Raw genomic sequence first — 23,405 nt, forward strand, 5'->3', positions numbered from 1 at the left:
CGGATGCTTTTTGAAATTTGGTGATGAGGCGGGTTAGTCAGCCAAAGTTAAGGAATAAAGCCCGTCGCTTGTCGCTTTCCGACGAATCGCATTGTCGGGGCGACGAGCTGCGGAACCCCTTATTTCGGCGTCGGCGAACCGTTTTCAGGCGTCGATGAAATGATAACAATCCTAAACAAGCGCCCGCACGTGCCGTGTCACATAAGCTTCATCCTGCTAGGGTAGCGCCCGCTGATTCGGCGGGGTGGTGCGACACGAAAGGAATAAAAATGGCGACGGTTGCGGTCTATAACCTCAAAGGTGGGGTGGGCAAAACCACGACCGCAGTTAATCTTGCTTGGCTATCCGCAAACCAGAGCGCGCGCCGCACATTGGTGTGGGATTTGGACCCGCAGGGCGCGGCGAGCTATATATTGGGCGACGGCTTGCCGTTAAAGCAGGAGGTGCGCTCGCTGTTCGCGCGCGGGATTGACCCGATGAAGCTGGTGCGCGGCTCGCGCTTTGAAGGGATTGACCTGCTCGCCGCCGATATGAGTCTGCGCGGGCTGGACCGGCTTTTGTTCGAACTCGACAAGAAGAAAAGGCTCGCGCGGATTATCGACACGCTGTCGGGCCATTATGACCGCATCATCCTCGATTGCCCGCCCGGCCTTACCGAAACCGCAGAGCAGGTGATGCGCGCCGCCGATGTGATGATTGTGCCGGTCATCCCGTCCGCTTTGTCGCAACGCGCTTTTGACGCGGTGGTGCAGTTTATGGACGAAAAGAAAGGGCGGCAGGCGCCGCTGCTCCCGCTCCATTCGATGGTCGACCAGCGGCGGCGAGTGCATAAGGAGGCACTGGCGCTCCACCAAGACTGGCCGGTCATTCCGATGGCGAGCGTGGTTGAGCAGGCATCAAGCGAGGCGCGGCCCTTGGGGGCATTCGCTGCACCCTCTCCGGCCTATAAAGCCTATGCGACATTATGGCGCGCGATCGAGAAGCGGCTTAGCCAGATTTAAGCAGGACAGATGAGATAAGGGCCGGATTTAGGCCCGCGAGAAGCCTCAGGAGGCGTAACCGAGGTTCAACGCTTCGGGTTGGGCGCGGAACAACTCATTGACATCCTGCGCGGCCATCGGGCGACCGAAATAATAGCCTTGGATTTTCTTGCAGCCCAGATTGCGGATCATTTCCACTTCGGCTTCGGTTTCCGCGCCTTCGGCTGTGGTGCTCATGCCAAGGCTGTCGGCCATAGCGACCACCGCGCGGATGATCGCAAGGCTTTCGGCTTTGTTATGCGCTGCCCCTTGGACAAAGCTGCGGTCCACTTTGATCGTGCTGAAACGGGTTTCGCGCAAATAGCCGAGCGAGGAATAGCCGGTACCGAAATCGTCGAGCGACAAGCGGATGCCAAGGCCGAGCAACTGGTCGAGCATTTGCGCTGCGCCCCCGCCATCGCGCACAAATACGCTTTCGGTGACTTCCAGCTCCAACCGGCGCGGCGGCAGGCCGCTATGCGACAAAGCAGAAACGACCGCCGACACAAAATTGGGGTCGGCTAATTGTTCAGCGGACACATTGACCGCGACACGGATATTGGACGGCCAGTTCATCGCTTCATGACAAGCGGTGCGCAGCACCCATTCGCCAATCTGGCCGATGAGGCGCGCATCTTCGGCAATCGGGATGAATTTGGCGGGCGACACGCTACCAAGGTCGGGATTGGTCCAGCGGATTAGCGCCTCGAACCCGTCAATCGCGCCTTCATTGGCGGTGACGACGGGTTGGTAATTGAGGGTGAATTCGCCGCGCTCCAATGCCTTGCGCAATGCAATTTCGATGACGCGCCGTTCTTCGGCCTGTACATGGAGGCCGGGTTCATAGGCATAATGGATATTGCCGCCCTTATCCTTGGAGCGATAGAGCGCCAGGTCCGCGCTGCGGATCATGGTTTCGACGGTGCGCGCGTCGCGCGGCGCGGTCGCAGAACCGACGCTTGCGCCGATATAGAGGGTTTGCTGGTCGACCTCATAGGGGCGCGACAGGCTGGTGATAATCTGATTGGCGAGCGTGTCGAGATAGCTGGTGTCCGGCACATCGCGCACGACCACCGCAAATTCGTCCCCGCCCAAACGGCCGCACAGCTCGTTATTGGTCATGATCGAACGCAGGCGGTTCGCGACCAGTTCAAGCAAACGGTCGCCGACCGGATGGCCGAGCGTGTCATTGACGGCCTTGAAGCGGTCAAGGTCGATCATCATGAAGGCACAGCGGCTTTTCCATTGCGCGCTATGTTCGAGCGCCTTGGCGAGCGTTTCGTTAATTTGCTGGCGGTTGGGCAGGCCGGTGAGGCTGTCAAAGCGTGCCATGCGGTCAATTTTGGCAGCCGAGGCCTGCTCCAGAGTTACGTCCGAGGCGACGCCGCGGAAGCCCATGAAGCGGCCCTTTTCATCGACGCGCGGGCTGGCGGACAATTCCCACCAATGGGTATTGCTGCCAATCTGCACCGGCAAGAGCAGGTTGGAAAAACTTTCGCGGCGGTTCAACCGTTCGGCAAGGTCATGGAGGGCCGACGGGAAACGGCCCGTATCCCAAGTATCGCCCGCCAGCAGTTGCACGAGCGGTTTACCTTCAATCTCTTCCATTTCCTTGCCCAGCGCATAGGCAAAACGCGGCGACACATGGGTGAGGCGGCGGGCAAAGTCGATTTGCCACAGCCAGTCCGCGCCCGCATCTTCAAATTCGCGCAGCAACAGGCTCACCGTTTCACTCTTATCGACAATCGTGGTCTCTGCCGTTTTGAAGCGGATGAAATCGCGCGCCGAAGAAACGCACAGCGCCAGCAGCGCACCGCCAAAGGCCAAGGTGCCAAGGCCCGACAAGGGATAGCCCAACCACACCGCCATCACCGCATTGGCAACGCACAGTAGGGTGATGAAGGAGAAGCAGGCGGCAGGGGTCGCGGCGGTAATCGCGGTGATGCCGACCATCATGGTCGCGCTCAACACCCAGAACTCAAAACCATAGCCAAGGCCTGCGGTCGGCACGAAAACGATAGCAGGCGTGGCCCAAATTGCGCCCAATATGAGGCTGCTCAACGCATCGCGGCGCATCGCGGTGATCGGCGCGCCGCGCGAATAATCATTTTGCTGCTGCTTTTGGACGCGGTGCATATGGACGATGCCAAGCGTCGCAATCAGCGCCCAACCACCGAGCAGCAACGGGCTGATCGCTTCATGGAAAATGATGCCCGCAAAGGCGACCGCGACCAGCATCCCGATCAGGCGCAACAGCGAAAAGCGGCTGGAATCTGCAATTTGTTCGGCGCGCACTTCGTCCCACATACTCCCCTTGGCCTCTTTCAAGGACAGGATATGCAGCAGCGAAAGGTCCGAATCGTCGATCTGGGTATGGCTATTTGGTGTCGTCACGAGCATCGGTATAGGGCGAGTTTGTTATCGAATGGTAAGCGACGCGGTAAGCTGAGTGCTTAAAGCAAAAAAAATTTTACGCGGCGTTACGGTTTTGGGGGCAGATGACGCGGATGTTTGCGGCAGCCCTTGCCGGATTGAGAAAAGAAAGGCGGGCAAAACACCCGCCTTTCCTTGATTTCATTGGCATAAAATGTGGCTCAAGGCCGGTTCACACCCCCCGCCTTAGCGGTTAGGCCGCAATATCATAAGGCTGGATTTGCCCGCTAAGATATTGCGCGCGCGCCTTGGCACGGCTCAACTTACCCGAACTGGTGCGCGGCAAGGTGCGCGGGGGGACAAGCTCCACCACGCAATTCATGCCGGTAATCGCGCGCACTTTTTCGCGGATAAGCTCGCGCAACTGGACGCGCTCGCTATCATCGGAGGTGCGGCATTGGACGAGGACGGCGGGGGTTTCTTCACCGCCCGGCGTGGTCACGGCAAAAGCGGCAATATCGCCCGCCTTGAACCCGGGAAGCTGTTCGACCGCCCATTCAATATCCTGCGGCCAATGGTTTTTGCCGTTGATGATAATCATGTCCTTGGCGCGGCCGACAATATAGACATAGCCGTCCGACATATAGCCCATGTCGCCGGTATCGAGCCAGCCATCCTTCATGCACGCATCGGTTGCTTCAGGGTCGCGGAAATAGCCGACCATCAGCGACGGGCCTTTGCACCAGACTTTACCGATCGCCTTTTCAGGCAACACCGCGCCATCTTCCTCGCGGATTTCGACGAGCATATCCTTGACCGGCTTGCCGCAATTCACCATCGCGCGATAGCGTTGCGGGCGGTCGTCATTGGCAGCGCCGCTGTCGCCCGACAATTCGGTTTCTTCGACCAGCTCGACAATGATGCCTTCGCCCGGCGGCATGATCGACACGGCAAGCGTCGCTTCGGCAAGGCCATAGCTTGGCAGGAATGCCTTGGCGCTGAAACCTGCATCGGCGAACGCATCGACGAAGGCCTGCATCACGTCGGGGCGGATCATATCCGCGCCATTGCCTGCAACCCGCCAGCGCGACAGGTCGAACCGGTCGGATACTTGCGTCTGGCTCGACACGCGGCGCGCGCAAATATCATAGCCGAAGGTCGGCGAATAGCTGAGCGTTTGGCCCTTGTTGCGGCTGATAAGGTCAAGCCATGCAAGCGGGCGGCGCGCAAAATCTTCGGTTTTCAGATAATCGGTCGATACCTGATTGGCGACCGGCGAGAGAAAACAGCCGACCAGCCCCATATCATGATACCAGGGAAGCCAGCTAATGCAGCGGTCGCCGTCGCGCACCTGTGTGCCGTGCGAATGGGCCGCCAGATTGTTGAGCAACGCCGCATGGGTCACCGCAACCCCGTGCGGGAAGCGGGTCGAACCGGACGAATATTGCAGATAGCAAATTTCATCGCTCTTCTGTTCGGGAAGCGCGACCGGCTTGGCCTCGCGCGCGGTAAAACCTTCCCAGTCCAGCCCTTCAACCTTGCACGCCTTGGCGGCATCACCGGCCATTTCGGCCAGTTCTGCGGGGAAGAACAGGATCGACGGGTCCGAGCTTTTAAGCTGGACCGAAAGCTGGTCGACATAGCTGTCGCGCCCGCCAAAGCTGGTGGGGAGCGGCAGCGGCACGGGCCAAGCGCCCGCATAAACTGCACCAAAGAAGAGCGCAGCAAAATCGGGGCCGGTTTCGGCGATAAGCGCGATACGGTCGCCCGGCTTTACCCCGTGGGCGATCAGGCGATAGGCCATTTTCAGCGCGTCATCGCGCATTTCGCGGAACGGGTAGGGGCGTGTCAATGTGCCGCGCGGATCGTGGAAATTCAAACCGCGTGTCCCTTGCGCGGCATAGTCCAAAGCTTCGCCCAAAGTGGCGAAATCCGACAGGCGGCGCGGCAGGCTGCAATCGGTCGGCGTTGGCTCCAGTGCGACCCCTGCGGCACTTTTGCGGTCAATGACGGTATCGGTCATATCGTTCACCGATAAACTCCTTATCAAATTCTGGTCCCGTAAAGGCGCATATTTCCGGGCGTTTTCGCCCTGTTTCTTGCGCAATGCGGATTTTCTCAGCATCGCTTTTAGACGTTAGGAGGCGGTCAAATTCCGGCCCGACTGTGGCAAGATTGTGATTGCCGGTAAAAAGCCTATAAACGCAAGTCAATCCCTATGAAAAAAGCCCGTATTGCACCGCCGCTCGATGAAGCAGGTCTGAACGAACTGGCGCTGGCCTATGTCGCCCGTTATGCGACCAGCCGCGCCAAATTGCTGGCCTATCTTGCGCGCAAGCTGAGAGAGCGCGGCTGGGGCGGGGAGCGGTCTGCTGATCTGGATGCAGTCGCTGACCGGCTGGTCGAACTGCGCTATATAGATGATGCAGCCTATGCGACGATGAAAGCGGGCGCGTTGCTGCGCCGGGGCTATGGCAAAAGGCGTTTGTCCGATGTCTATTATCGGGACGGTATCGGCGAGGAAGATCGCAGCGAAGCCGACCAACTGGCCGAAGACGGGCGCTGGGACGCGGCGCTCGTTTTTGCGCGCAAGAAACGCATCGGCCCTTATGCCAACGCGCCGCTTGATGCTGACCAGCAACGCCGCGCGCTCGCGGCCTTTTTGCGGGCGGGGCATGATATGCAGATGGCGCGCACGCTGATCGCGCTTGAACCGGGCGCGGATGTCGATAATTATCGCCCCGATTGTTGACCGGCCCCAAAGGATAATCGCCTCTATGAACGCACGCCTCTTGCCGCTGATGCTCGCCGCGCCCTTGCTGTTGGCGGGATGCCAGCAGGAAAATAGCAAAGCGGATGTGATCATCACCCAAGGCACGGCCAAGCATAGTTTCACGGTCGAGGTCGCGCGCACCCCCGATGAACAGGCCAAGGGCCTGATGGGCCGCACTAGCCTCCCCAAAGAAGGCGGGATGCTGTTCCCGTTCGATCCGCCCAAAATTGCGACCTTCTGGATGAAGAATACGCTCATCCCGCTCGACATGATTTTCATTCGCGCGGACGGCACGATTGACCGGATTGCGGAAAATACCGTGCCCGAATCGCTTGCGCCGGTCGCGAGCGGGGGCGAGGTCAAAGCGGTGCTGGAACTGGCGGGCGGGACCGCCGCGACGCTTGGGCTGGACGAAAGCGCCACCGTCATCTGGACCGATAACGGGGCAAAGCGCCCGTGAATTGCGCTTTGTGCTGCGCCGCCTCGGCCTTACCGCCATATTCGGTCTTGCAGCCTTATGGGGTAAGGCGCTAAGCGCTCGGCCATGGGAATGTTTGGCAAAATCTTCACATGGTGGAACGGCGCCACCATCGGAACCGCACTCTATACCTGGCGCAAAGGCGATCAGGTGGGCGAGGATGCGTTCGGCAACCGCTATTATGCGGGGTCGGATGGCCGCCGCTGGGTCATTTATAACGGCCCCAATGATGCGAGCCGCCTTACGCCCGAATGGCATAGCTGGCTGCACCACACGATTGACGACATCCCCGTCGATGCGCCGCCGACCGTTATGCCGCCGGTGCGCGTGTGGGAAAAGCCCGCGACGGGCAATCTCACTGGCACTAACCATGCCTATTATCCCCCCGGCGCGCTGGAAATGGGCGGCGTCCGGGCGCGGGCGACCGGCGATTATGAAGCATGGAACCCGGACGGCGCATGATGCGTCCCCGCCTCCCTGTTGTTGTGGCAATGGCTGGCCTGTGCCTGACACTCGCCGCCTGCCGCGACAGTGAGGCCGCCAAAAAAGGCCCGACCGGCACCGATTCGACCCCCGTTGCGCTTTCCAATAAGGATGAGGTGAAGGATGTCGAAGGCGGGCTTGAAGGCACCACGCCGATGGCCGAACGGGTCGCGGTGATCGGGCTTTTGAACAAGCGCAACGGCCTTGTCCGCAATCTTGAAATGAAGCCCGGCGAAGCAATCCGCGTAGGTCGCGCGGTCGTCCGCCTGCGCGCTTGTGAGCAAGCGCCTGCGTGGGAAATGCCCGCAGAAGCCGGCGCTTTTGTCCAGCTTTTGACGCTGGAGCGCGACGGCAAATGGAAGCGGAGCTTTTCCGGCTGGCTGTTCCGCGAACGGCCCGAATTGAATGTCGTTCAGCACCCGATTTATGATGTCATCGTCAAAAGCTGTGCGATGACGACGCCGGGCGGTGGCCCTGCGGTCAAGCCTGCCGACGTTGACAATCCCGACCGCGAAGGGCTGGCCGGTGTCGAAGGTTCGCCCGGCAGCGTCAATCCGCCCGCCAAGAGCGGATCGAGTGCGCCCCAATCGCCCGCCGCCAAAGCGCCCGCGCCCAAGGCTCCAGCGGCCAAGGCTCCGGCCGCTAAAGCGCCGGCAGCGGCTTCCCCCGCGCCCAAATCGGACGATAAGGCCGCGCCGACCGAATCGCCCAAGGCTGAATGAAGCCGCGCGAGATAGTCGCTGCGGCTAATCTCGATCGCGCCTAAACTGGCCAGATGGTCGGTGATAAACTGGCAGTCGAGCAACGCATATCCACCCGCTTTCATCCGCGCGACCAGCCAAGCGAGCGCCAGCTTGGAGGTATTGTCGGCGCGGCTGAACATGCTTTCGCCAAAAAAAGCGCGGCCCAAAGACAGGCCGTAAAGCCCGCCCACCAGCCGTGGCGGCCGTCCTTCGGCCAGCGGGGCATCGTCCCACACCTCGACGCTATGGGCATGGCCGAGCGCATGGAGGACGATGAAAGCCTCTTCAATGAGGCTGTTAATCCAAGTCGAAGGCCGGTCGGGTGCGCTCGCCGCACATTCGGAAATCACTGCGCGAAAAGCGGTGTCACTCGTCACCCGATAGCGGTCCGAGCGCACCAGTTTGCGCAAGGATTTCGACAGATGAAAGCCATCGAGCGGCAATATCCCCCGCGTCTTGGGTTCGACCCAATAAATATCCTCTGCCTCGCGATCATCCGCCATCGGAAAAATCCCCATCGCATAAGCGCGCAGTAGCAAGAGCGGGTCAAGACGGGGGGCAAGCGGCGGATTAGGACGGGACATTATATAATAATAGCTTTCCGGATGAGGACATAAAGTAACAAATCGACGGAAAAAGCAAAAAGCCTAGATTTCCGCCAAAAACACCCCCTTAGCTTCGCAAAGTTCGGGCAAATCGGCAAATTCCGGTTTCCTATTTTCGCTCCCTCTTGTCCGCACGCCTTCTCCCGCGAGAAGAGGTGGCGCGCGCTCTTCACCGCCGGTCGCATAGTCATACAGTCCACACGCGCGGCCCGTCCTGCGGGTCGGGGCCATAGCCGCGCTGGCGCTGTTTGCGGCGTATCTCCTCCCATTGCCTATGCACCTCTTTGGCCCGTTCGCGCTGTTCGGCGGCGCGGGCGGCTTTGTTCAGCCTATTATATTCGCGCAAATAAACTTCGCGCTCCCATTCGGCTTCCTGCTCTTCCCGCGCCCGCACGTCCCACGACAGCATTTCTTCGCGCGAGCGCAAGCATCCTTCCCAATTTTCAAGCCGCTGGCGATAGGCCTCCAGATCGCCATATTCATAAGCGACATTGGCGCCGTCACCATGATGCTCGCGTGCATGGCTTTGAAGCGCACCGAGGATCATCCGGTCGTTAAATTTGCGGCGATGCCCGATCAGTTTGCCATGATAAAGATGCGGCACCAATTCGCCGTCGATCAAGCGTTCGATGACATTGTCGCGCAGCTTATCAATCCCGACGGCCTGCGCACGGTGCCACGCGACCGCGAAACTTTCCGCGCCGCGCTTTTCGCGGAGCAAATAAGCCGAGCGCGGCGATTTCCCCACCGCCCGCGCCGCTGCCGTCACCGACCCGCAGCGCACCAGTTCATGGATAAACAAACGCTGGTCATGGATCGACCATCCTCGCGACCGCCGCCGCTCCGGTCGCCAAGGGATAAATTCAGGCACTTCATCGCCTTCGGGCGTTTGCGGATAAAGCCGTTTGGGCGGCAATGTGTAGGCAGGCATGGCAGTTCCTTTCGCGCAATGTTGAGGGGCGAAAGGCAGGCAAGCAGGGTGCGCGGCTGTAGGACAGGGGTTGTTTTGGGTTTGGTTTAGGTATGGAAATTCCCTCTCCCCTTGTGGGCGTGTTTGGCATTGAGGGCCGAAATTGCCCCCGGCAATTTCTAAACCATACGGGGCATGGTTTACCCTCAAATTCAAACACGGGTTGTGGAGACTTAGCGAACGTAGTGAGCTTAGTCGAAGCTGGGTGAGGGGTAAGCGATTGCATCGCAATCGCGCGAGCCTCTGGCTCGCATACCCCTCTTCCAACTACGCCTAAGCCTTGCGGCTAAGGCTTCCTACCCTTCTCCCACAAGGGGAGAAGGGGGGCGAATGACTTTGCTTAAGGCCGAAGCTTGGCCAGCAAACTCGCGACGTCCGGCGCGACCGGCGTAATGGCGCCTTGTTCGTCGGGGTCATAGTTGAAATCGATGAACACGATAGGCTGGGCCGGATCGCGTTGGTCGACACAAAACCAACCGCTCGATGTGTTGGACGCGAACGGAAAGAAGGCAGGCTTGCCGTCCGCTGGGGGCGACCATTCCTTAAGGGCATTGATCGCGAAGGAAACGGTGTAGGTGCCCGCGGTGCTGCTTGGTGGCACATCGGAGACGACCAAAATCGGACCAAAGGCCGTGTTGCCGTCATCGCCAATGTCGATGACATCTTGTTCCGGTGCTTGGCCTTGGCGTTCGGCCAGCAATTTTTGCACATCTTCGCGCAACGGGGCTTTCGCCTGCTCGACGGCTTTCGCGACATCGGCCTGTGTGGCAGGGGTTGGTACAGGGGTGGCGCTGAAATAGGGTTGCCAGTCTACCATGCTGTCCGGTCTCCAATATTTAAGTGGTTTGCAAGGCTAAGCCGATTAACCCGACCGGCCGCCGCCCCAAAGCCGCATTCCGCCGGTATGCCCACCCGAAAAATGGGCATGTTCCGCTCTGTCCACCAACTGGATCCTGCCGGTATCTTGGTGGTGGTGCCAGGTCAAGCCTTCGGGGGCTTTTGCGGACGGGGGCTGGCGCATGATCTGATTGGCCTGTTCGGGCGTTAGGCCCAGCTTTTGTGCCAAGCTGCTATCGGCACGCAAGGCATTGCCCAACGCTTCATTTGCGGCCTTGAAATGGTCGCCATCCTTCTTGGAATTGAGATGGGACAGATCCAGATACAGGTCCGCCTTGGCATGGAAAACCGGGAAGCCGTTGGCGTCATATTTTACCGTCATATCACCCTTGGTATAATCGACCGTGCCATCTGCATTAACCGTGCGGCTGTCATAAGTCGCCGGTTGGCGCAGGCGCACATCCTGTCCGTTGATGTCGGTGGTTGTATAACGGTCGCCCTGCCGTGTCACGGTCGGTGTATCGCCAATCGTAACCGTGCGGCCATTAATGGTGGTCGAAGCCCCGCGATTGGCACCGAGGAACAATGTGCCATTTTCAAGCCGGTTGCCCGCGCCGACCGCACCGCCCAGAAATTCATCGAGCTGGCGCTTCATGCCTTCGATGGATTCGCGCGCGTTTTGCGGGAGTTTATCGAGCGCGTCTTGCGGGATTTTGTCGAGGGCGTCCTTGATCGCCTTCAAGCCCGGTTCAATCGCGGCGCGGGCGGCAGGGTTGGCGGCGATGGCGGAAATGCCGTCGGTTACGGTCTGCGCCCATTTGCCAATTTTGCCGAGTTTTGCCGCATCCCCGAGATAGGGGATGATGCCGAGCGCGGAGAGGCCGCCATTGAGGAAATGCCCGCCCGCTTCGCCGTCACCGCTGATCAGCGACCCGATGCCGCGCCCGATCGAGATGATGGTATTGGAGCCATCGGCGAACGGGGTGGGCTCGAAAATGCCGACAATGTCCAGCGCCATTTGCGAAAGATCGAGGCCGAGTTTGACCGGATCGGGGCCTTCTTCGCCGGTGCGGGCCGCAGGGGCAGTAGAAGCGGGCGTGGTAGAAGCGGACGCGGTGCGATAGCCGTCCAGCCCTTGCGCTTCATGCAATTTCCGTTCGATTTCGGTGCGGATCGCAATCGGATTTTGTGTGCCGAGCCGGGTCGCGGTCGTATCCCATGCGGTGCGATAGCCATCGCCTTGCGGGCGCGAGGCCCAGCTTGCCACCGGCGGGGCCGGGCTGGTGGTGCAGCTTTGCTGGAAGGGAGAAGCGGGAATGGCTGGCGTCGCGGGCGCGGGCTGGCCGCTGCGCGTTTGTAACGCCTGTTGTGCTGGCGGCGGAGCAGGTGGCGGCGGGGGCGGCGGCGGTGAAGTGCGAACGGGTCCGGCGGGCTGGCTGCTGATCGTCATGATTTTCCCTTACGTGTTGGAATGAAGCTCGATTTGGATCTTGCAGTTCCGGAGAATAGAATACGCCCCGGACGACGGTCCGGGTATCAGCATATCGTTTAGATTCGTCAGGCAGATGGAGTATTTTGCGCGACGGACTGTGGTGGATTGTCAAATAATTGTCATGTGCGCGGCGACTCCCAGTGGCGGCTTTGTGCGCGCTATCTTGCCGTCTCTTCCTCTTCCCTCTTGCGTTCCGCATCCGCGCACGGTAGGGGCGCTGTCCTTGGCCTAGGGGTATAGCTCAGCTGGTAGAGCATCGGTCTCCAAAACCGAGGGTCGCGGGTTCGAATCCTGCTGCCCCTGCCAAAATCTTTCCAGACTTCTTCACAGACATTGCCGTTGACAGGGCCGCTGATTGAGTCGCGGGCGAGGAAAACCGCACCTGTTTGTGCGGCGCAAAGGCCTTGCAAATCGGCGGCATGGCGGGTATCGGCGGCGCCTTGGCTAAAAGGAGTCGCACATATTCTCCCCGCTGGCCTTACGGGCAAGCGGGGGTTGCGGGTATGGGACGCGGCGCCTATCTGGTCGCATGGAAGCGCCCCCTATGCTCCGCGTCTTTTCGGACGGGCGCTAAGGATTTCGGGCGCGAATGTGCAAAATATAGTATTGGGGCTGTTCATGGCTGACGACACAAAGAAGCGGGTCTCGATTGGTACTTTTATCAGTCAGGTCCGTACCGAAGGAAGCAAAATCGCTTGGCCGACCTGGCCGGATACGCTGCGCACGGCGATCATGGTCATGATCATGGCGACTATCCTCGGCCTGTTTTTCTTTGGTGTGGACAGCTTTTTCGGCTTAATCGTGCGGAAGCTCATCGAGCTTTTGTAAGACAGTTATTTGGCAGGACAGAACGGGCATTATGGCGCGCTGGTATATTATTCACGCTTATTCGGGTTTTGAAAACAAGGTCCGCGATGCGATTTTGACGGAAGCCACCCGTTTGGGGCTGGAACAACTGGTCGAAGCGGTCGAAGTGCCGACCGAAACCGTGACCGAAGTGCGTCGCGGCAAGAAAGTCCAGTCGGAACGCAAATTCTTCCCCGGCTATGTGCTGGCCAAGCTCAGCATGAATGACGATGTCTATCACCTCGTCAAAAATACGCCGAAGGTAACGGGCTTCCTTGGCTCGTCGGGCAAGCCGCAAGCGATTTCGGAAGCCGAAGCCGCGCGCATCCTGAACAGCAAGGAAGAAGCCGCCGCTGCGCCCAAGCACCAGATCAAGGTCGATTATGAAATCGGCGACAGCGTCAAGGTGCTGGAAGGTCCGTTCGCCTCGTTCAACGGCGTCGTCGAAGAGCTCGACTTTGACAAGAATAAGGTCAAGGTTTCGGTCTCCATCTTCGGCCGCGCAACCCCGGTCGAACTGGACTTCGAACAGGTCGAACGCGTCAAATAAGACGGGTTTCCATTGGGAATAAAAGAGCCGGGCGCGTAAAGCGGCCCGGCTTTTTTTATGCCGTGGGTGCCACCACCTTGAAGAACCCTATTTCGGGGAGGGGCTGGTGCATCGTTTGGGTGGTTCGCGCGTTATTTTGTCGGGCAGCTTTTCCAAGGATGAAGGAGCATCGGGATCATGAGCGTTGACGCAAAATATACCACATCGGCGACCGCGAGCGGTGGCGGACGGGACGGGCAGACCGAGTTGGAAGATGGCAGCATGGCGCTGCAACTGGTCGTCCCCAAAGAAATGGGCGGTCCCGGCGGCGACGGGGCCAACCCCGAAAAATTATTCGCGCTCGGCTATTCCGCCTGCTTTTTGGGCGCAATGCGGGTGGCGTCGAAGGAAACCGGCATCGCCGTCCCCGAAGGATCGACCGTCACCGCCACCATCGGCATCGGCCCGCGCTCCGAAGGCGGGTTCGGCATTACGGCGGCACTCGACGCTTATCTGCCGGGTCTGGACGAGGCGGACGCGAAGAAACTGGTCGACACCACGCATAATATCTGCCCCTATTCCAATGCGATCAAGGCGAGTGTTGATGTGAAAACGACGACGCGGGGGTGAGGGGGAGTGAGACATCGGCGCAATCCTTCTCCCTTGATGGGAGAAGGATATGGAGCCTTATCGAACGTAAGTGAGATTAGGCGGAGTTGGATGAGGGTGTTCTCTCCGCTAAACCCAAACCCATGAAACATATCCCGCCGCCACAATCTTTTCCCCGCGCACGCACGTTGCGTAAAAATGCGACGCCCGCTGAACAACAATTATGGAAGGATTTGCGCGAATATTGGCCAGTCATGCGGTTTCGGCGACAGGTGCCGATTGCCCATTATATTGCAGATTTTGCTTCGCATCAGTTGAAGTTGGTGATTGAACTCGATGGCGGTCAACATAGTGAACAGGTGGATGCGCGCCGGACTACGGTTATTGAAGCACAAGGCTATAGGGTCGTTCGTTTCTGGAATAACGAATATAGGGATAATCGCGAGGCGGTATTGGAGCAACTGGCGGCGGTGATTGCGGAGAGAACACCCTCATCCAGCTACGACTAGGCAGCAAGCTGCCAAGTCTTCACATCAGTGATGGATGTTTGGGCCGAAATGCATCCCATGCATTTCTAAATCATGCCGGGGGCATGATTTACCCAAACCTTCCATCACTTCCCATCAAGGGAGAAGGAATGTAGAGTATTCCTCCCCCTTGCATTTCCCCCGCATCCCCGCTATGCGCGCGCCTTCCCTTATATATTCGGGAAATTGTGCGGGAGGTGGCTTTGGCTGCCGCTTGACCGCTAAACTTGAAAGAGAGTGAAACATGGCTAAGAAAATTGCGGGCTATATCAAGCTCCAGGTGCCTGCTGGCACCGCCAATCCTTCGCCGCCGATCGGCCCTGCTTTGGGTCAGCGCGGCGTCAACATCATGGAATTTTGTAAGGCATTCAACGCGGCGACCGACAGCCTCGAAAAGAATATGCCGATTCCGACCATCATCACCGTTTATGCCGACAAGAGCTTTTCGTTTGTCACGAAATCGCCGCCGGCAACCTTCCTCATCAAGAAGGCCGCGAACCTGAAGTCGGGTTCGAAGGAGCCGGGCAAGGTTTCGGCAGGAAAGATTACGCGCTCGAAGCTCGCGGAAATCGCCGAAATGAAGATGAAGGATCTGAACGCGAACGATATCGAAGCCGCGACCAAGATCATCGAAGGCAGCGCCCGCGCAATGGGCCTCGAAGTGACGGAGGGCTAAGGACATGGCTAAACTGACGAAAAAAGCAAAGGTTCTGGCCGGTCTGGACGCGGAAAAGCTGTACGGCTTTGACGAAGCGTTGAAGACGCTCAAGGAACATACGTCGAAGAAATTCGACGAAACCATCGAAATCGCGATGAACCTCGGCGTTGATCCGCGTCATGCTGACCAGATGGTGCGCGGCGTTGTCACGCTTCCGGCTGGCACGGGCAAGGACGTCAAGGTCGCCGTGTTCGCGAAAGGCGACAAGGCCGAAGCGGCTTTGGCGGCTGGCGCTGACAAGGTTGGTGCCGAAGATTTGATGGAAGACATGCAGAACGGCAATCTCGATTATGGCCGCGTTATCGCAACGCCGGACATGATGGGCGTTGTTGGCCGTCTTGGCAAGGTTCTCGGCCCCAAGGGCCTGATGCCGAACCCCAAGCTTGGCACCGTCACCCCGAACGTCGCTGAAGCGGTCAAGGCAGCCAAGGGCGGCCAGATCGAATTCCGCGTCGAAAAGGCCGGTATCATTCACGCAGGTCTTGGCAAAGCGAGTTTCTCGGACGCTGACCTCAAAAAGAATTTCGAAGCGTTTGTGGACGCGATCGTCAAGGCGAAGCCTTCGGGCTCGAAGGGCAAATATGTGAAGAAGATTGCTTTGTCTTCGACCATGGGCCCGGGCCTCAAGATCGACACGAACGAAGTCGCTGCATAATAATTAATAGCCGTTTGTGCTGAGTAGGGCTTGGAACAAGCCCGTATCGAAGCATCTTGTTTGGCAAGGCCCCTTCGATACGCAGCTTCGCTGCTACTCAGGGCGAACGGTGAAGTTGAAATCAGGCCGGGGAGGGTAACTTCCCCGGCCTTTTTCGTGGGGACTTATGCGGGCGCGATGTTATTTATGCGGCTCGGCCCGTCGCGTGCGGCGCGTCGGTTCGTCCGAAACGCTTGTGCCTTGTGCATCCATTGCTGCTAAACAGCGTTCCCAGCCAGCCATGAAGAAGTCTATTCCTCTGCATCACCCGGCATTGGCCGCGATTGCCGCTGTCCTTGCTTTTTCTCCGGTGCCTGTGCTCGCGCAGGAAGCCGCGCCGCAGCCGACGACCGCCGCGCCGCCTGTTACAGCGCCCAAGCCTGCCCCGGCCCCTAAGCCTGCGCCCAAGGTCGCGCCGATCCCGGCCCCTGCGCCAACGCCGCCAGTGCTGAAATTGCCGGTATCGGTGACGCCGACACCTGCTCCCAAAGCGACGCCGCCTAAAGCTGCACCATCGCCAGCGCTGGAAAAGGCGGTCGATGCGACCGCGACCCAAAGCAGCGAGGAAGCCAAGGCGAGCGCCAAGGCCGAAGAGGTCGCCAAAGCCGCCGCACCTGCTGCTAAAAAAGCTGCGCCCAAGGCGGCGGTTAAAAGCCGCGCGCCGTCGGCCAGTGGCGGGCAAACAAGCGCGCGGGATAATGTCGCGGGGCCTTCCGCAGCCGCCACGGGGAGCGCGGTTGGCGCGATGCCGGATACAAGTTTGAATGAAAGCGCAGAGGCTGCGGGCGATCCTGCGCTTGCTGTGCCGCCTGACGATATAACAGCTACGAGCGATAATGCCGCGCCGGTCGCTGTTTCGCAAAATAATAGCGGGATGCCGGTATGGCCGTGGGCCGTGGGCGGGCTTGCCGCGCTCGGTCTGGCCGGTTTCGGCATGACCATGCGGCGCCGCCGCGAAGCCGAAGCCGAAGCCGAAGCGGCTTATGGCTATGATGCGCCCTATGCGGACCCTTATGCCGAACCCGCGCCGGAGCCGGTGGCTTATGCGCCCGAACCGGAACCGCGCGAGGGTTTTGCAGGGGAGGAGGTCGTCGAGGCGCCTGCACCCGTGACGGAGCCGGTGACGCAATCCGCGCCCGCCGCTGCGCCGATTCTGGCCACCGGCGCGGCGCTGAAACAGCAGGATGAAGCCGCCGAACAGGCAATGCTGCGCGCCGAGGTCGCCAAAATGGAAGCGCAACTGCGCGACGAAGCGGCGGCGGCGGGTGCGCCTGAACCGGTCTTTGCCGAAAGCATCGGCTATCATGAAGCGCTTGTTGATGAAGGCCCGACGCCTGAAAATCCGTTCAAGACCCGCAAGGCACGCCTCAAACGCGCGCGCCAGCTTGACCGGATGGCGGCGGAAGACGCCGCCCCGCCTGCGTTACCAGTAGCCGCAGAGGTTGCGGCCAAGGCGGAGATGGAGCCTGTCGAGGGTGCCACTACACCCGCCCCGACAGCACCGACCATCGCGGTCGGCTCGCTCACCGAGCGAATGGCAGCCAAGCCGCTGAACAAGGCCGCGGCCAAAACGGCAACCAAAGCCGCGGCCAAAACGACAGCAGCCCCCACGCCAACCCCGTCCCGCGCGCGTGCTGCGCTCCAGCAGACCGCTGCACCCCGGACTACCCGGACGATCAGCTTCGGGTCGAAGCATAAATTTGCCAATTAGGCCCTGATCCTCATCGTCCGTCCCGGAGCGCCAGCATCTTCCCGCGAAGGCGGCGGCGCTCCGGGCTTTTTCCGTCCGGACGGCATAAATGTCGGGCGGCATTGCATCATTCCGGCTTTTCTGGCGCGCAGAAAAGGTTAATATGGCGCGCATGACAGTTTTGAATTTCCGGTCACGGGCCGCGCTTGACGGTGCCGTGTTTGCTGTTGCGGTGCTTGGCTTTGCCAGCCTTTCCGCGCCGCTAGCCGCGCAGGATTTGCGCGATATTCCGCAGAAAAGCACGACCGGCAGCATCACCGGGCCCGCGTCGCAACCCAAAAGCCAGCCCAAACAGGGCCGCGAGGTGCAAGGCCCGCCTGCGCCGCTGGAAACCCAATTACGCGATACGCCGCCCGACGAGCCGGTGTTCCGCGCGCCCGTGAGCCAGCCCCAGCCTCAAGCTACACCCGTCGCGCCGCCCGTCACACGGACAGCGCCGCGCACGGCTAATCCGGCGACGTCGACCGCTGCGCCTGCCGAACGCGCTACAGCAGGCCGGTCGACAAGCGCACCGCAGCCGCGCACGGCTGCGCCAACCGCCAGCGCACCGGTCGCGGGCAATGCGGTGACAGGCGGGGAGGGGGCTAGTACCCCTGCGCTTGGCCAGCCCGCAATAAGGGAAACGGGCGACACAAGCAGCGCGCCCGCAAGCGACCTCACCAGCTTTCCGACCAGTCCGACCGATACCGGCGCGACCACCGCAACCGACGCCAGCGATGCGGCAATAGTGCCGGATGCGGACACGGGCACGACCCTGCCTTGGGCGCTGGGCGGGGCGGCGCTGCTCGGCCTTGGCGGCTTGGCCTATGTCTTTACCCGCCGTCGCAAGGATGCGCCGGTGGCCGCCGCAGCAGGCTATGGTGGCATCGAACTCGGCCAGACGCCGTTCGCCGATGAATTGAGCGAAAGCGATGCGTCCGCGCCGATCACCAATGCGTTGAAAGCCCCCAAGCCCAAAGCGCCCGTCCCGGCGACACCTGCGGCTATGCGCGCGCCCGCCCGGATGCCGGGCCAAGCCCCCGCAGCGCCTGCGATGGCCGCCCCGCCGCCGCCCGAACCGGTCAAGCCCACCGCCGATGGCCGTATCGTCAGCCGCATCAAAGCGCCGACCGGCGACGCGCATATTCCTGCGGCTCCGCAAGCTGCGCCGCCTCCGCCACCCCGCGCGGCGCAACCCCCCGAACCGGTCAAACCCGCCTCGGACGGCCGTATCGTGAGCCGCCTCAAAGTCTCCGACATTGTGGACGAACCCGCACCGCCCCCGCCGCCACAACGCCGCCGCCCCCCGCCGCCCTCCGTCAAAACGGTCAGCGTCGGCTACTCGGTCAACAAACGCGGATAGGACGGGCGGGTGCGGACACATTTGTCTCGCCGCTTGCAATCCGTTTCCACTTCGCTTAAAGGCCCGCGCAAGCCTTTCGGGGCTTAACAGGAATGATTCTGTTGTTCCTGTCCGTCCGAGACAGTTGGTGACCGGAAATTTGCCGGTCTTAATCTCCAACCTAGACGGGGAAAAGTTTTTGACCGGCGGCATGATCCGCCGGGTTCGGCTTTAAGATGGTCTTCGCACCCAATGATAAAGCCCGGGCAACGATCCCCACGGACATCGTCGTGAATGAAATGCCGCTGGCCTGTGCCAGAGGTGGGTCATTCATATTTTCGTTCGCTTGTACGGGCTGAAACCCGTGCAGGTATTAAAGTGGAGAATGGCATGGATCGTGCTCAAAAACCTGTAGTGGTTTCTGATCTGAACGCTCTCTTTGGTGAAGTGGGCGTGGTCGTTGTGACCCGCAACCTTGGCATGACCGTCGCGCAATCGACGGACCTGCGCACCAAGATGCGGGAAGCGGGCGCTACCTACAAGGTCACGAAGAACAGCCTCACCAAAATTGCGACGAAAGGCACCGCTTACGAACAGATTGGTGACATGCTCACCGGTCCGGTCGCGCTTGCATCCTCGGTTGATCCGGTGGCTGCGGCAAAGGTGGCCATCGATTTCGCCAAGACGACCGACAAGATCGAGATCGTCGGCGGCGCGATGGGGGATACCCTGCTCGACGCAAATGGTGTGAAGGCACTGGCTTCGATGCCGTCGCTGGACGAACTGCGTGGCAAGCTCGTGGGACTGCTCAATGCACCCGCGACCAAGATCGCCCAGATCGCTCAGGAACCGGCTGCCCAGCTTGCTCGCATTTTTGGCGCATATGCCGCCAAAGAAGCAGCATAACTTTATCGTTTAAACATTTTCGGGGCGCATTTTTGAAAGCCCCACATGGAGATTATCAATGGCTGATTTGAACAAGATTGTTGACGACCTTTCGGCTCTGACCGTTCTGGAAGCGGCTGAACTCGCGAAGCTTCTCGAAGAAAAGTGGGGCGTTTCGGCTGCTGCTGCTGTTGCAGTTGCTGGCCCGGCTGCTGGTGGCGGCGACGCACCGGCTGCTGAAGCCAAGGACGAATTCGATGTCGTTCTCGTGAGCGATGGCGGCAAGAAGATCAACGTGATTAAGGAAGTCCGTGCGATCACCGGCCTCGGCCTCACCGAAGCCAAGGCGCTCGTCGAAGGCGCGCCCAAGGCTGTCAAGGAAGGCGTCAACAAGGACGAAGCGGAAAAGCTCAAGAAGCAGCTTGAAGAAGCCGGCGCGACCGTCGAACTCAAGTAATCCGTTTCGGCTTTTGCCGACACAAAAAGGGCGGTCCCGACATTCGGGGCCGCCTTTTTTTATTGGCGGGCGCGGGGCAAAGGCGTGCGCGGTGTGAAATCGGGCGGGGAGCTGTGCGCAGCATCGTTGGAGCGCGCAAAGCTTTGGGTGCGATCGCTGTCCGCTGCTTCCGGTGCTGGCGTCACCGCGCGCTTGGGGGCTGCACCCTGCGCCGCCATTGCTGTGTTCAAGAGTGCAAATAATCCCATAATCTGTCTCCGCAACATGTATCCCGATACTGGTGCATGACCAATATTGCGCGGTGATGACGGGCTTTGGCGGGGGAGGCGGATGGTGCCTATATTTTCTCTCTAACTTATGTGGGGAGAATATAAGGTTCACGCGAAGGCGCGAAGGCGCGAAGAATTTTTTCAAAATTTGTCGCCCGCGCGGGACCGCGATAGGCGCGAACCATTAATCTTCGCGTCTTCGTGCCTTCGCGTGAACCCGACTTAAAGAACCCGTCCCGAACCCTCCGCGCCTCCGCATGAAACCTCTACAAAGCCACCCATTCTTGCCAGCCCTATCCGCCCAAATGCACGACCCGCTTCAAGCCGATGGCATCACGGAAGGCGGCGTCGTGGCTGACGCATAGCAGCGCGCCGTCATAATCGGCGAGGGCGGTTTCCAGTAATAGGGTGGCCTCCATGTCGAGATGGTTGGTCGGCTCGTCGAGTAGCAGCATTTGTGGCGGATCAGGCCTTGCGAACAGGCAGGCGAGGGCGAGCCGCATCCGCTCGCCGCCCGACAGGGACGCGGCGGACCGCGCGGCCCAGCGCCCGCGAAACCCTGCCGCCGCAAGCGCCGCATGGGCGTCCTGCGTGGTCAGGCCGGGGTTCAGCCGCTGCATGGTCGCAAGCAGGCTGTGTTCCTCGCCTTGCGGGGCATCGAGCAGCGTCAAATTCTGGTCAAGCAGCGCCATGCGGTGATGTGCGGCGGTAATCCGGCCCTGTGTCGGTGCGTCAGTGCCAAGCAGGAGGCGCAGCAGGCTGGTCTTGCCCGACCCGTTAGCGCCGGTGAGGGCGATGCGTTCGGGGCCGCGCACAATAAGGTCGAGCGGACCGAACAGGGTGCGCCCGGCAACTGTCAGTGATACGCCGCGCGCTTCGACCAGCATGGCATTGGCGGCAAGTCCTGTCGGCGGCACGGCAAAGCGCATGGGGGTGAGAATATCGACCCCGGCCTGCGCTTGGCGTTGTTGCTGTTCAGCCGCCTCTATCTGTGCGCTTGCCGCAGCATCGAGACGCCCCGCGGTCGCTTCGGCGCGGCGTTTTTGCGCGCCGAGCAGGATTTTGGGCGCTGACCCTTTGCGGGCTTCCGACTGGCCGGCCCGATCGCGTCGCGCCTGTTTTTCAAACGCATTTTGTGCGTCGCGACGTGCGGTTTTGACGGCACGCGCGGCCTGTTCCAGTGCCTCCTCCTTGCGCGCGCGGTCGGCCTCGCGCGCGGCGGCAAAACTGTCCCAGCCGCCGCTATGGATACGCACGGATGCGGGACTTAATTCGACGATGCGGTCCATATGGTTGAGCAACGCGCGGTCATGGCTGGCAACCAGCGCGCCGCCTTTCCAGCCTGACAGCAGCGCCGTAATCGCCGCGCGACCCTCCGCATCGAGATTATTGGTCGGTTCGTCCAACAGGATAAGGTCGGGTGCGGCGAGCAACAGCCGGGCGAGCGCCACGCGCATATGCTCGCCCCCCGACAGGCTGCCGATGCGGCGGGTCATAATATCTGCGGGGAGCCCGAGATCGGCAATGATGCCGTCGACCCGCGCGGGTAAGGACCAATCCACGGTTTCGAAATCGGCGGCACGCCCTTGGCCCGCTTCAATGCGCGCTACCTGCGCCCACGCATCGCCTATGCCCAGTGCATCGGCGACCGGCATTGCGCCATCGGGCGGCAATTGGTCGAGCATGGCGATACGGCCCTGCGTCGCGATGGTCCCCGCAGCAGGCGTTTCCCCTTGCGCGATTAGCCTTAACAGGCTCGACTTGCCGCTGCCGTTGCGGCCGACAAGGCCGACGCGCTCGCGCCCCAGCGCCAGCGTAAGACCGGAAAAAAGCGGATGACCATCGGGCGTCGCGAGGGCGAATTGGTCGAACGTAAGGAGGGCCATGAAACATCACCTTGCCAAGAGCATAGAAACCATAGGTTGCGCTTGAGCTTTAGAGGTTCATATCACCCTTCCTGTAGGAGATGCCTTCGGGGCATATAAAGATAAAATGCACGCAATACAACCGCCTATACTATTGAATGTCGGCAAAGCGATTGCATCATTCTCCCTCTAATCCGCAAAAGGAGGCGCGTCATGCCGGACGAAGCCCAAACTAACCTTGCGCTGGTCACGCGCTTTTATAATCAAGTCTTTAACGATCATCAGGTGGATGAAGGCGCGGCGGTGGTCGCCGATGACTATATCCAGCATAATCCTTATGTGCCGGACGGCAAAGCGCCGTTTACCGGCTATTTCAGCCAGTTTTTCATCGACAATCCCGACGCCAAATGCCGGATTATGCGCGCGGCAGCGGCGGATGATCTGGTATGGCTCCACGTCCATTTCACGCAAAATGCCGACGATCCGGGCCGCGCGATTGTCGATATTTTCCGCGTCGAAAACGGCCAGATTGTCGAACATTGGGATGTGCAACAAGACATCCCCGCCAATCCGGCGAATGAAAATACGATGTTCTGACGGACAGCGTTCCGGATGCGGGGGCGTTAAAAAAGCCCCCCCTCAAAATTTCACATTGACCCGCGCGCCGATCATATCGAGGCCGGGATTTTGCTTGCTGTTGAACAGGCGCGCATGGCTGACATGGCTCCAATGCGCCTCGATGCTGAAGCGCGGGTCAATTTGATAACCGACACCGATTTCCGGCTCGAACAGGATGCGCGAGCCAAGGTCGGTGCGGCGGCCTTTACTATCATAACGCAGCTTTGGCCCGTCATGGACGGCCAAGCCGATGCCGGGCCGCACATATAATTGCTTGCCGATTTTCCAGCTTAAGCCCGCCGCGACAAGGTTGGTGTCGCCTTTTGTGTTGACCGACCCGAAAAGATAAGCCGACGGCTTGCCGATAAGCTTAAGGCCCTCGATCGGCTGCGACCGCACGCCAATCTGTATGTCCGCGCCTTCCTCATAGGTTTTGAGCGTGAAGGGCGTATCGACGCCATGCACCGCCATCCCTGCAAATATTTCCTGTGCGCTTGCGGGAGCTGCACCTGTCAAGGCCAGCCCCGCCATCGCGATTACACCA

At 60.2% G+C, this 23,405-nt stretch carries 23 protein-coding genes, 1 tRNA gene and 1 pseudogene; 17 read left to right on the plus strand and 8 right to left on the minus strand.

What is annotated here, in order from left to right; genetic code table 11:
* The first annotated feature begins 269 nt into the window (after positions 1-269).
* A complete protein-coding gene (locus DMP17_RS01025; RefSeq protein WP_337827223.1) occupies positions 270-1,001 on the plus strand; it encodes a ParA family protein in 732 nt (243 codons plus the stop codon).
* Positions 1,002-1,046: 45 nt separating this feature from the next.
* Here the strand turns inward: DMP17_RS01025 and DMP17_RS01030 are convergent, their stop codons facing one another.
* Both DMP17_RS01030 and DMP17_RS01035 read right to left on the minus strand, forming a co-directional pair.
* Positions 1,047-3,413: a putative bifunctional diguanylate cyclase/phosphodiesterase gene (locus DMP17_RS01030; RefSeq protein ID WP_337827224.1), complete on the minus strand. Its 2,367-nt coding sequence runs from the start codon at positions 3,411-3,413 to the stop codon at positions 1,047-1,049.
* Positions 3,414-3,645: 232 nt separating this feature from the next.
* The gene (locus DMP17_RS01035) at positions 3,646-5,517 is read right to left on the minus strand and encodes a fatty acyl-AMP ligase (protein WP_337827225.1); all 1,872 of its coding nucleotides are present in this window, start codon (positions 5,515-5,517) and stop codon (positions 3,646-3,648) included.
* A 93-nt stretch (positions 5,518-5,610) separates the two neighbouring features.
* Between DMP17_RS01035 and DMP17_RS01040 the strand changes: the two genes are divergently transcribed.
* The 4 genes from DMP17_RS01040 (at position 5,611) to DMP17_RS46345 (ending at position 7,848) form a co-directional block, all read left to right on the plus strand.
* Positions 5,611-6,144 carry a regulatory protein RecX gene (locus tag DMP17_RS01040; RefSeq protein ID WP_337827226.1) on the plus strand — a complete coding sequence of 178 codons (534 nt, stop codon included), beginning with the start codon at positions 5,611-5,613 and terminating at the stop codon, positions 6,142-6,144.
* Positions 6,145-6,169: 25 nt separating this feature from the next.
* A complete protein-coding gene (locus tag DMP17_RS01045; protein ID WP_337827227.1) occupies positions 6,170-6,625 on the plus strand; it encodes a DUF192 domain-containing protein in 456 nt (151 codons plus the stop codon).
* A gap of 84 nt (positions 6,626-6,709) precedes the next feature.
* Positions 6,710-7,105, plus strand: coding sequence for an NADH:ubiquinone oxidoreductase subunit NDUFA12 (locus DMP17_RS01050; protein ID WP_337827228.1), 396 nt, complete (start codon positions 6,710-6,712; stop codon positions 7,103-7,105).
* Between the two features lie 242 nt (positions 7,106-7,347).
* Complete coding sequence (locus DMP17_RS46345; protein ID WP_443217870.1) at positions 7,348-7,848, plus strand: DUF2155 domain-containing protein; 501 nt, start codon at positions 7,348-7,350, stop codon at positions 7,846-7,848.
* Here the strand turns inward: DMP17_RS46345 and aat are convergent.
* The 4 genes and pseudogenes from aat to DMP17_RS01075 all read right to left on the minus strand — a co-directional run.
* Positions 7,845-8,453, minus strand: a pseudogene (aat, locus tag DMP17_RS01060) (leucyl/phenylalanyl-tRNA--protein transferase); the annotation flags it as partial. The gene DMP17_RS46345 and the pseudogene aat sit on opposite strands and share 4 nt — an antisense overlap.
* A gap of 208 nt (positions 8,454-8,661) precedes the next feature.
* Positions 8,662-9,405 carry a hypothetical protein gene (locus DMP17_RS01065; RefSeq protein WP_337827231.1) on the minus strand — a complete coding sequence of 248 codons (744 nt, stop codon included), beginning with the start codon at positions 9,403-9,405 and terminating at the stop codon, positions 8,662-8,664.
* A gap of 379 nt (positions 9,406-9,784) precedes the next feature.
* The gene (locus DMP17_RS01070) at positions 9,785-10,261 is read right to left on the minus strand and encodes an SMI1/KNR4 family protein (protein WP_337827232.1); all 477 of its coding nucleotides are present in this window, start codon (positions 10,259-10,261) and stop codon (positions 9,785-9,787) included.
* Between the two features lie 45 nt (positions 10,262-10,306).
* On the minus strand, positions 10,307-11,731 hold the full coding sequence (locus DMP17_RS01075) for an HNH endonuclease (RefSeq protein ID WP_337827233.1): 1,425 nt from the start codon (positions 11,729-11,731) through the stop codon (positions 10,307-10,309).
* A 272-nt stretch (positions 11,732-12,003) separates the two neighbouring features.
* On the opposite strand from DMP17_RS01075, the gene DMP17_RS01080 reads away from it, so the two are divergent.
* From DMP17_RS01080 to rplL, 11 genes are all read left to right on the plus strand, one after another.
* Positions 12,004-12,079: transfer RNA gene (locus DMP17_RS01080), tRNA-Trp, on the plus strand.
* 312 nt (positions 12,080-12,391) lie between these two features.
* The gene (secE, locus tag DMP17_RS01085; protein WP_337827234.1) at positions 12,392-12,601 is read left to right on the plus strand and encodes a preprotein translocase subunit SecE; all 210 of its coding nucleotides are present in this window, start codon (positions 12,392-12,394) and stop codon (positions 12,599-12,601) included.
* A gap of 31 nt (positions 12,602-12,632) precedes the next feature.
* Positions 12,633-13,169 carry a transcription termination/antitermination protein NusG gene (gene nusG, locus DMP17_RS01090; protein WP_337827235.1) on the plus strand — a complete coding sequence of 179 codons (537 nt, stop codon included), beginning with the start codon at positions 12,633-12,635 and terminating at the stop codon, positions 13,167-13,169.
* 177 nt (positions 13,170-13,346) lie between these two features.
* Complete coding sequence (locus DMP17_RS01095; RefSeq protein ID WP_337827236.1) at positions 13,347-13,778, plus strand: organic hydroperoxide resistance protein; 432 nt, start codon at positions 13,347-13,349, stop codon at positions 13,776-13,778.
* Positions 13,779-13,900: 122 nt separating this feature from the next.
* Positions 13,901-14,266: an endonuclease domain-containing protein gene (locus DMP17_RS01100; protein WP_337827237.1), complete on the plus strand. Its 366-nt coding sequence runs from the start codon at positions 13,901-13,903 to the stop codon at positions 14,264-14,266.
* A gap of 262 nt (positions 14,267-14,528) precedes the next feature.
* Complete coding sequence (rplK, locus tag DMP17_RS01105) at positions 14,529-14,960, plus strand: 50S ribosomal protein L11 (protein WP_337827238.1); 432 nt, start codon at positions 14,529-14,531, stop codon at positions 14,958-14,960.
* Positions 14,961-14,964: 4 nt separating this feature from the next.
* Entirely contained in the window at positions 14,965-15,657 is a 693-nt protein-coding gene (gene rplA, locus DMP17_RS01110; RefSeq protein ID WP_337827239.1) for a 50S ribosomal protein L1, read from the plus strand.
* A 205-nt stretch (positions 15,658-15,862) separates the two neighbouring features.
* Positions 15,863-17,407 (plus strand): hypothetical protein, encoded by a 1,545-nt coding sequence (locus DMP17_RS01115; RefSeq protein ID WP_337827240.1) that lies wholly within the window; start codon positions 15,863-15,865, stop codon positions 17,405-17,407.
* 151 nt (positions 17,408-17,558) lie between these two features.
* Positions 17,559-18,788, plus strand: coding sequence for a hypothetical protein (locus DMP17_RS01120; protein WP_337827241.1), 1,230 nt, complete (start codon positions 17,559-17,561; stop codon positions 18,786-18,788).
* A 369-nt stretch (positions 18,789-19,157) separates the two neighbouring features.
* A complete protein-coding gene (gene rplJ, locus DMP17_RS01125) occupies positions 19,158-19,673 on the plus strand; it encodes a 50S ribosomal protein L10 (RefSeq protein WP_337827242.1) in 516 nt (171 codons plus the stop codon).
* A gap of 58 nt (positions 19,674-19,731) precedes the next feature.
* Positions 19,732-20,109, plus strand: coding sequence for a 50S ribosomal protein L7/L12 (rplL, locus tag DMP17_RS01130; protein ID WP_337827243.1), 378 nt, complete (start codon positions 19,732-19,734; stop codon positions 20,107-20,109).
* A gap of 562 nt (positions 20,110-20,671) precedes the next feature.
* Here the strand turns inward: rplL and DMP17_RS01135 are convergent.
* A complete protein-coding gene (locus tag DMP17_RS01135) occupies positions 20,672-22,264 on the minus strand; it encodes an ABC-F family ATP-binding cassette domain-containing protein (RefSeq protein WP_337827244.1) in 1,593 nt (530 codons plus the stop codon).
* A gap of 192 nt (positions 22,265-22,456) precedes the next feature.
* Between DMP17_RS01135 and DMP17_RS01140 the strand changes: the two genes are divergently transcribed.
* Positions 22,457-22,840 (plus strand): nuclear transport factor 2 family protein, encoded by a 384-nt coding sequence (locus tag DMP17_RS01140; protein ID WP_337827245.1) that lies wholly within the window; start codon positions 22,457-22,459, stop codon positions 22,838-22,840.
* A 42-nt stretch (positions 22,841-22,882) separates the two neighbouring features.
* Here DMP17_RS01140 and DMP17_RS01145 read toward each other — a convergent pair whose 3' ends face one another.
* Positions 22,883-23,392, minus strand: coding sequence for an acyloxyacyl hydrolase (locus DMP17_RS01145; RefSeq protein ID WP_337827246.1), 510 nt, complete (start codon positions 23,390-23,392; stop codon positions 22,883-22,885).
* Positions 23,393-23,405 lie beyond the last annotated feature (13 nt).

The sequence above is a fragment of the Pseudonocardia sp. TMWB2A genome (assembly GCF_017312135.1).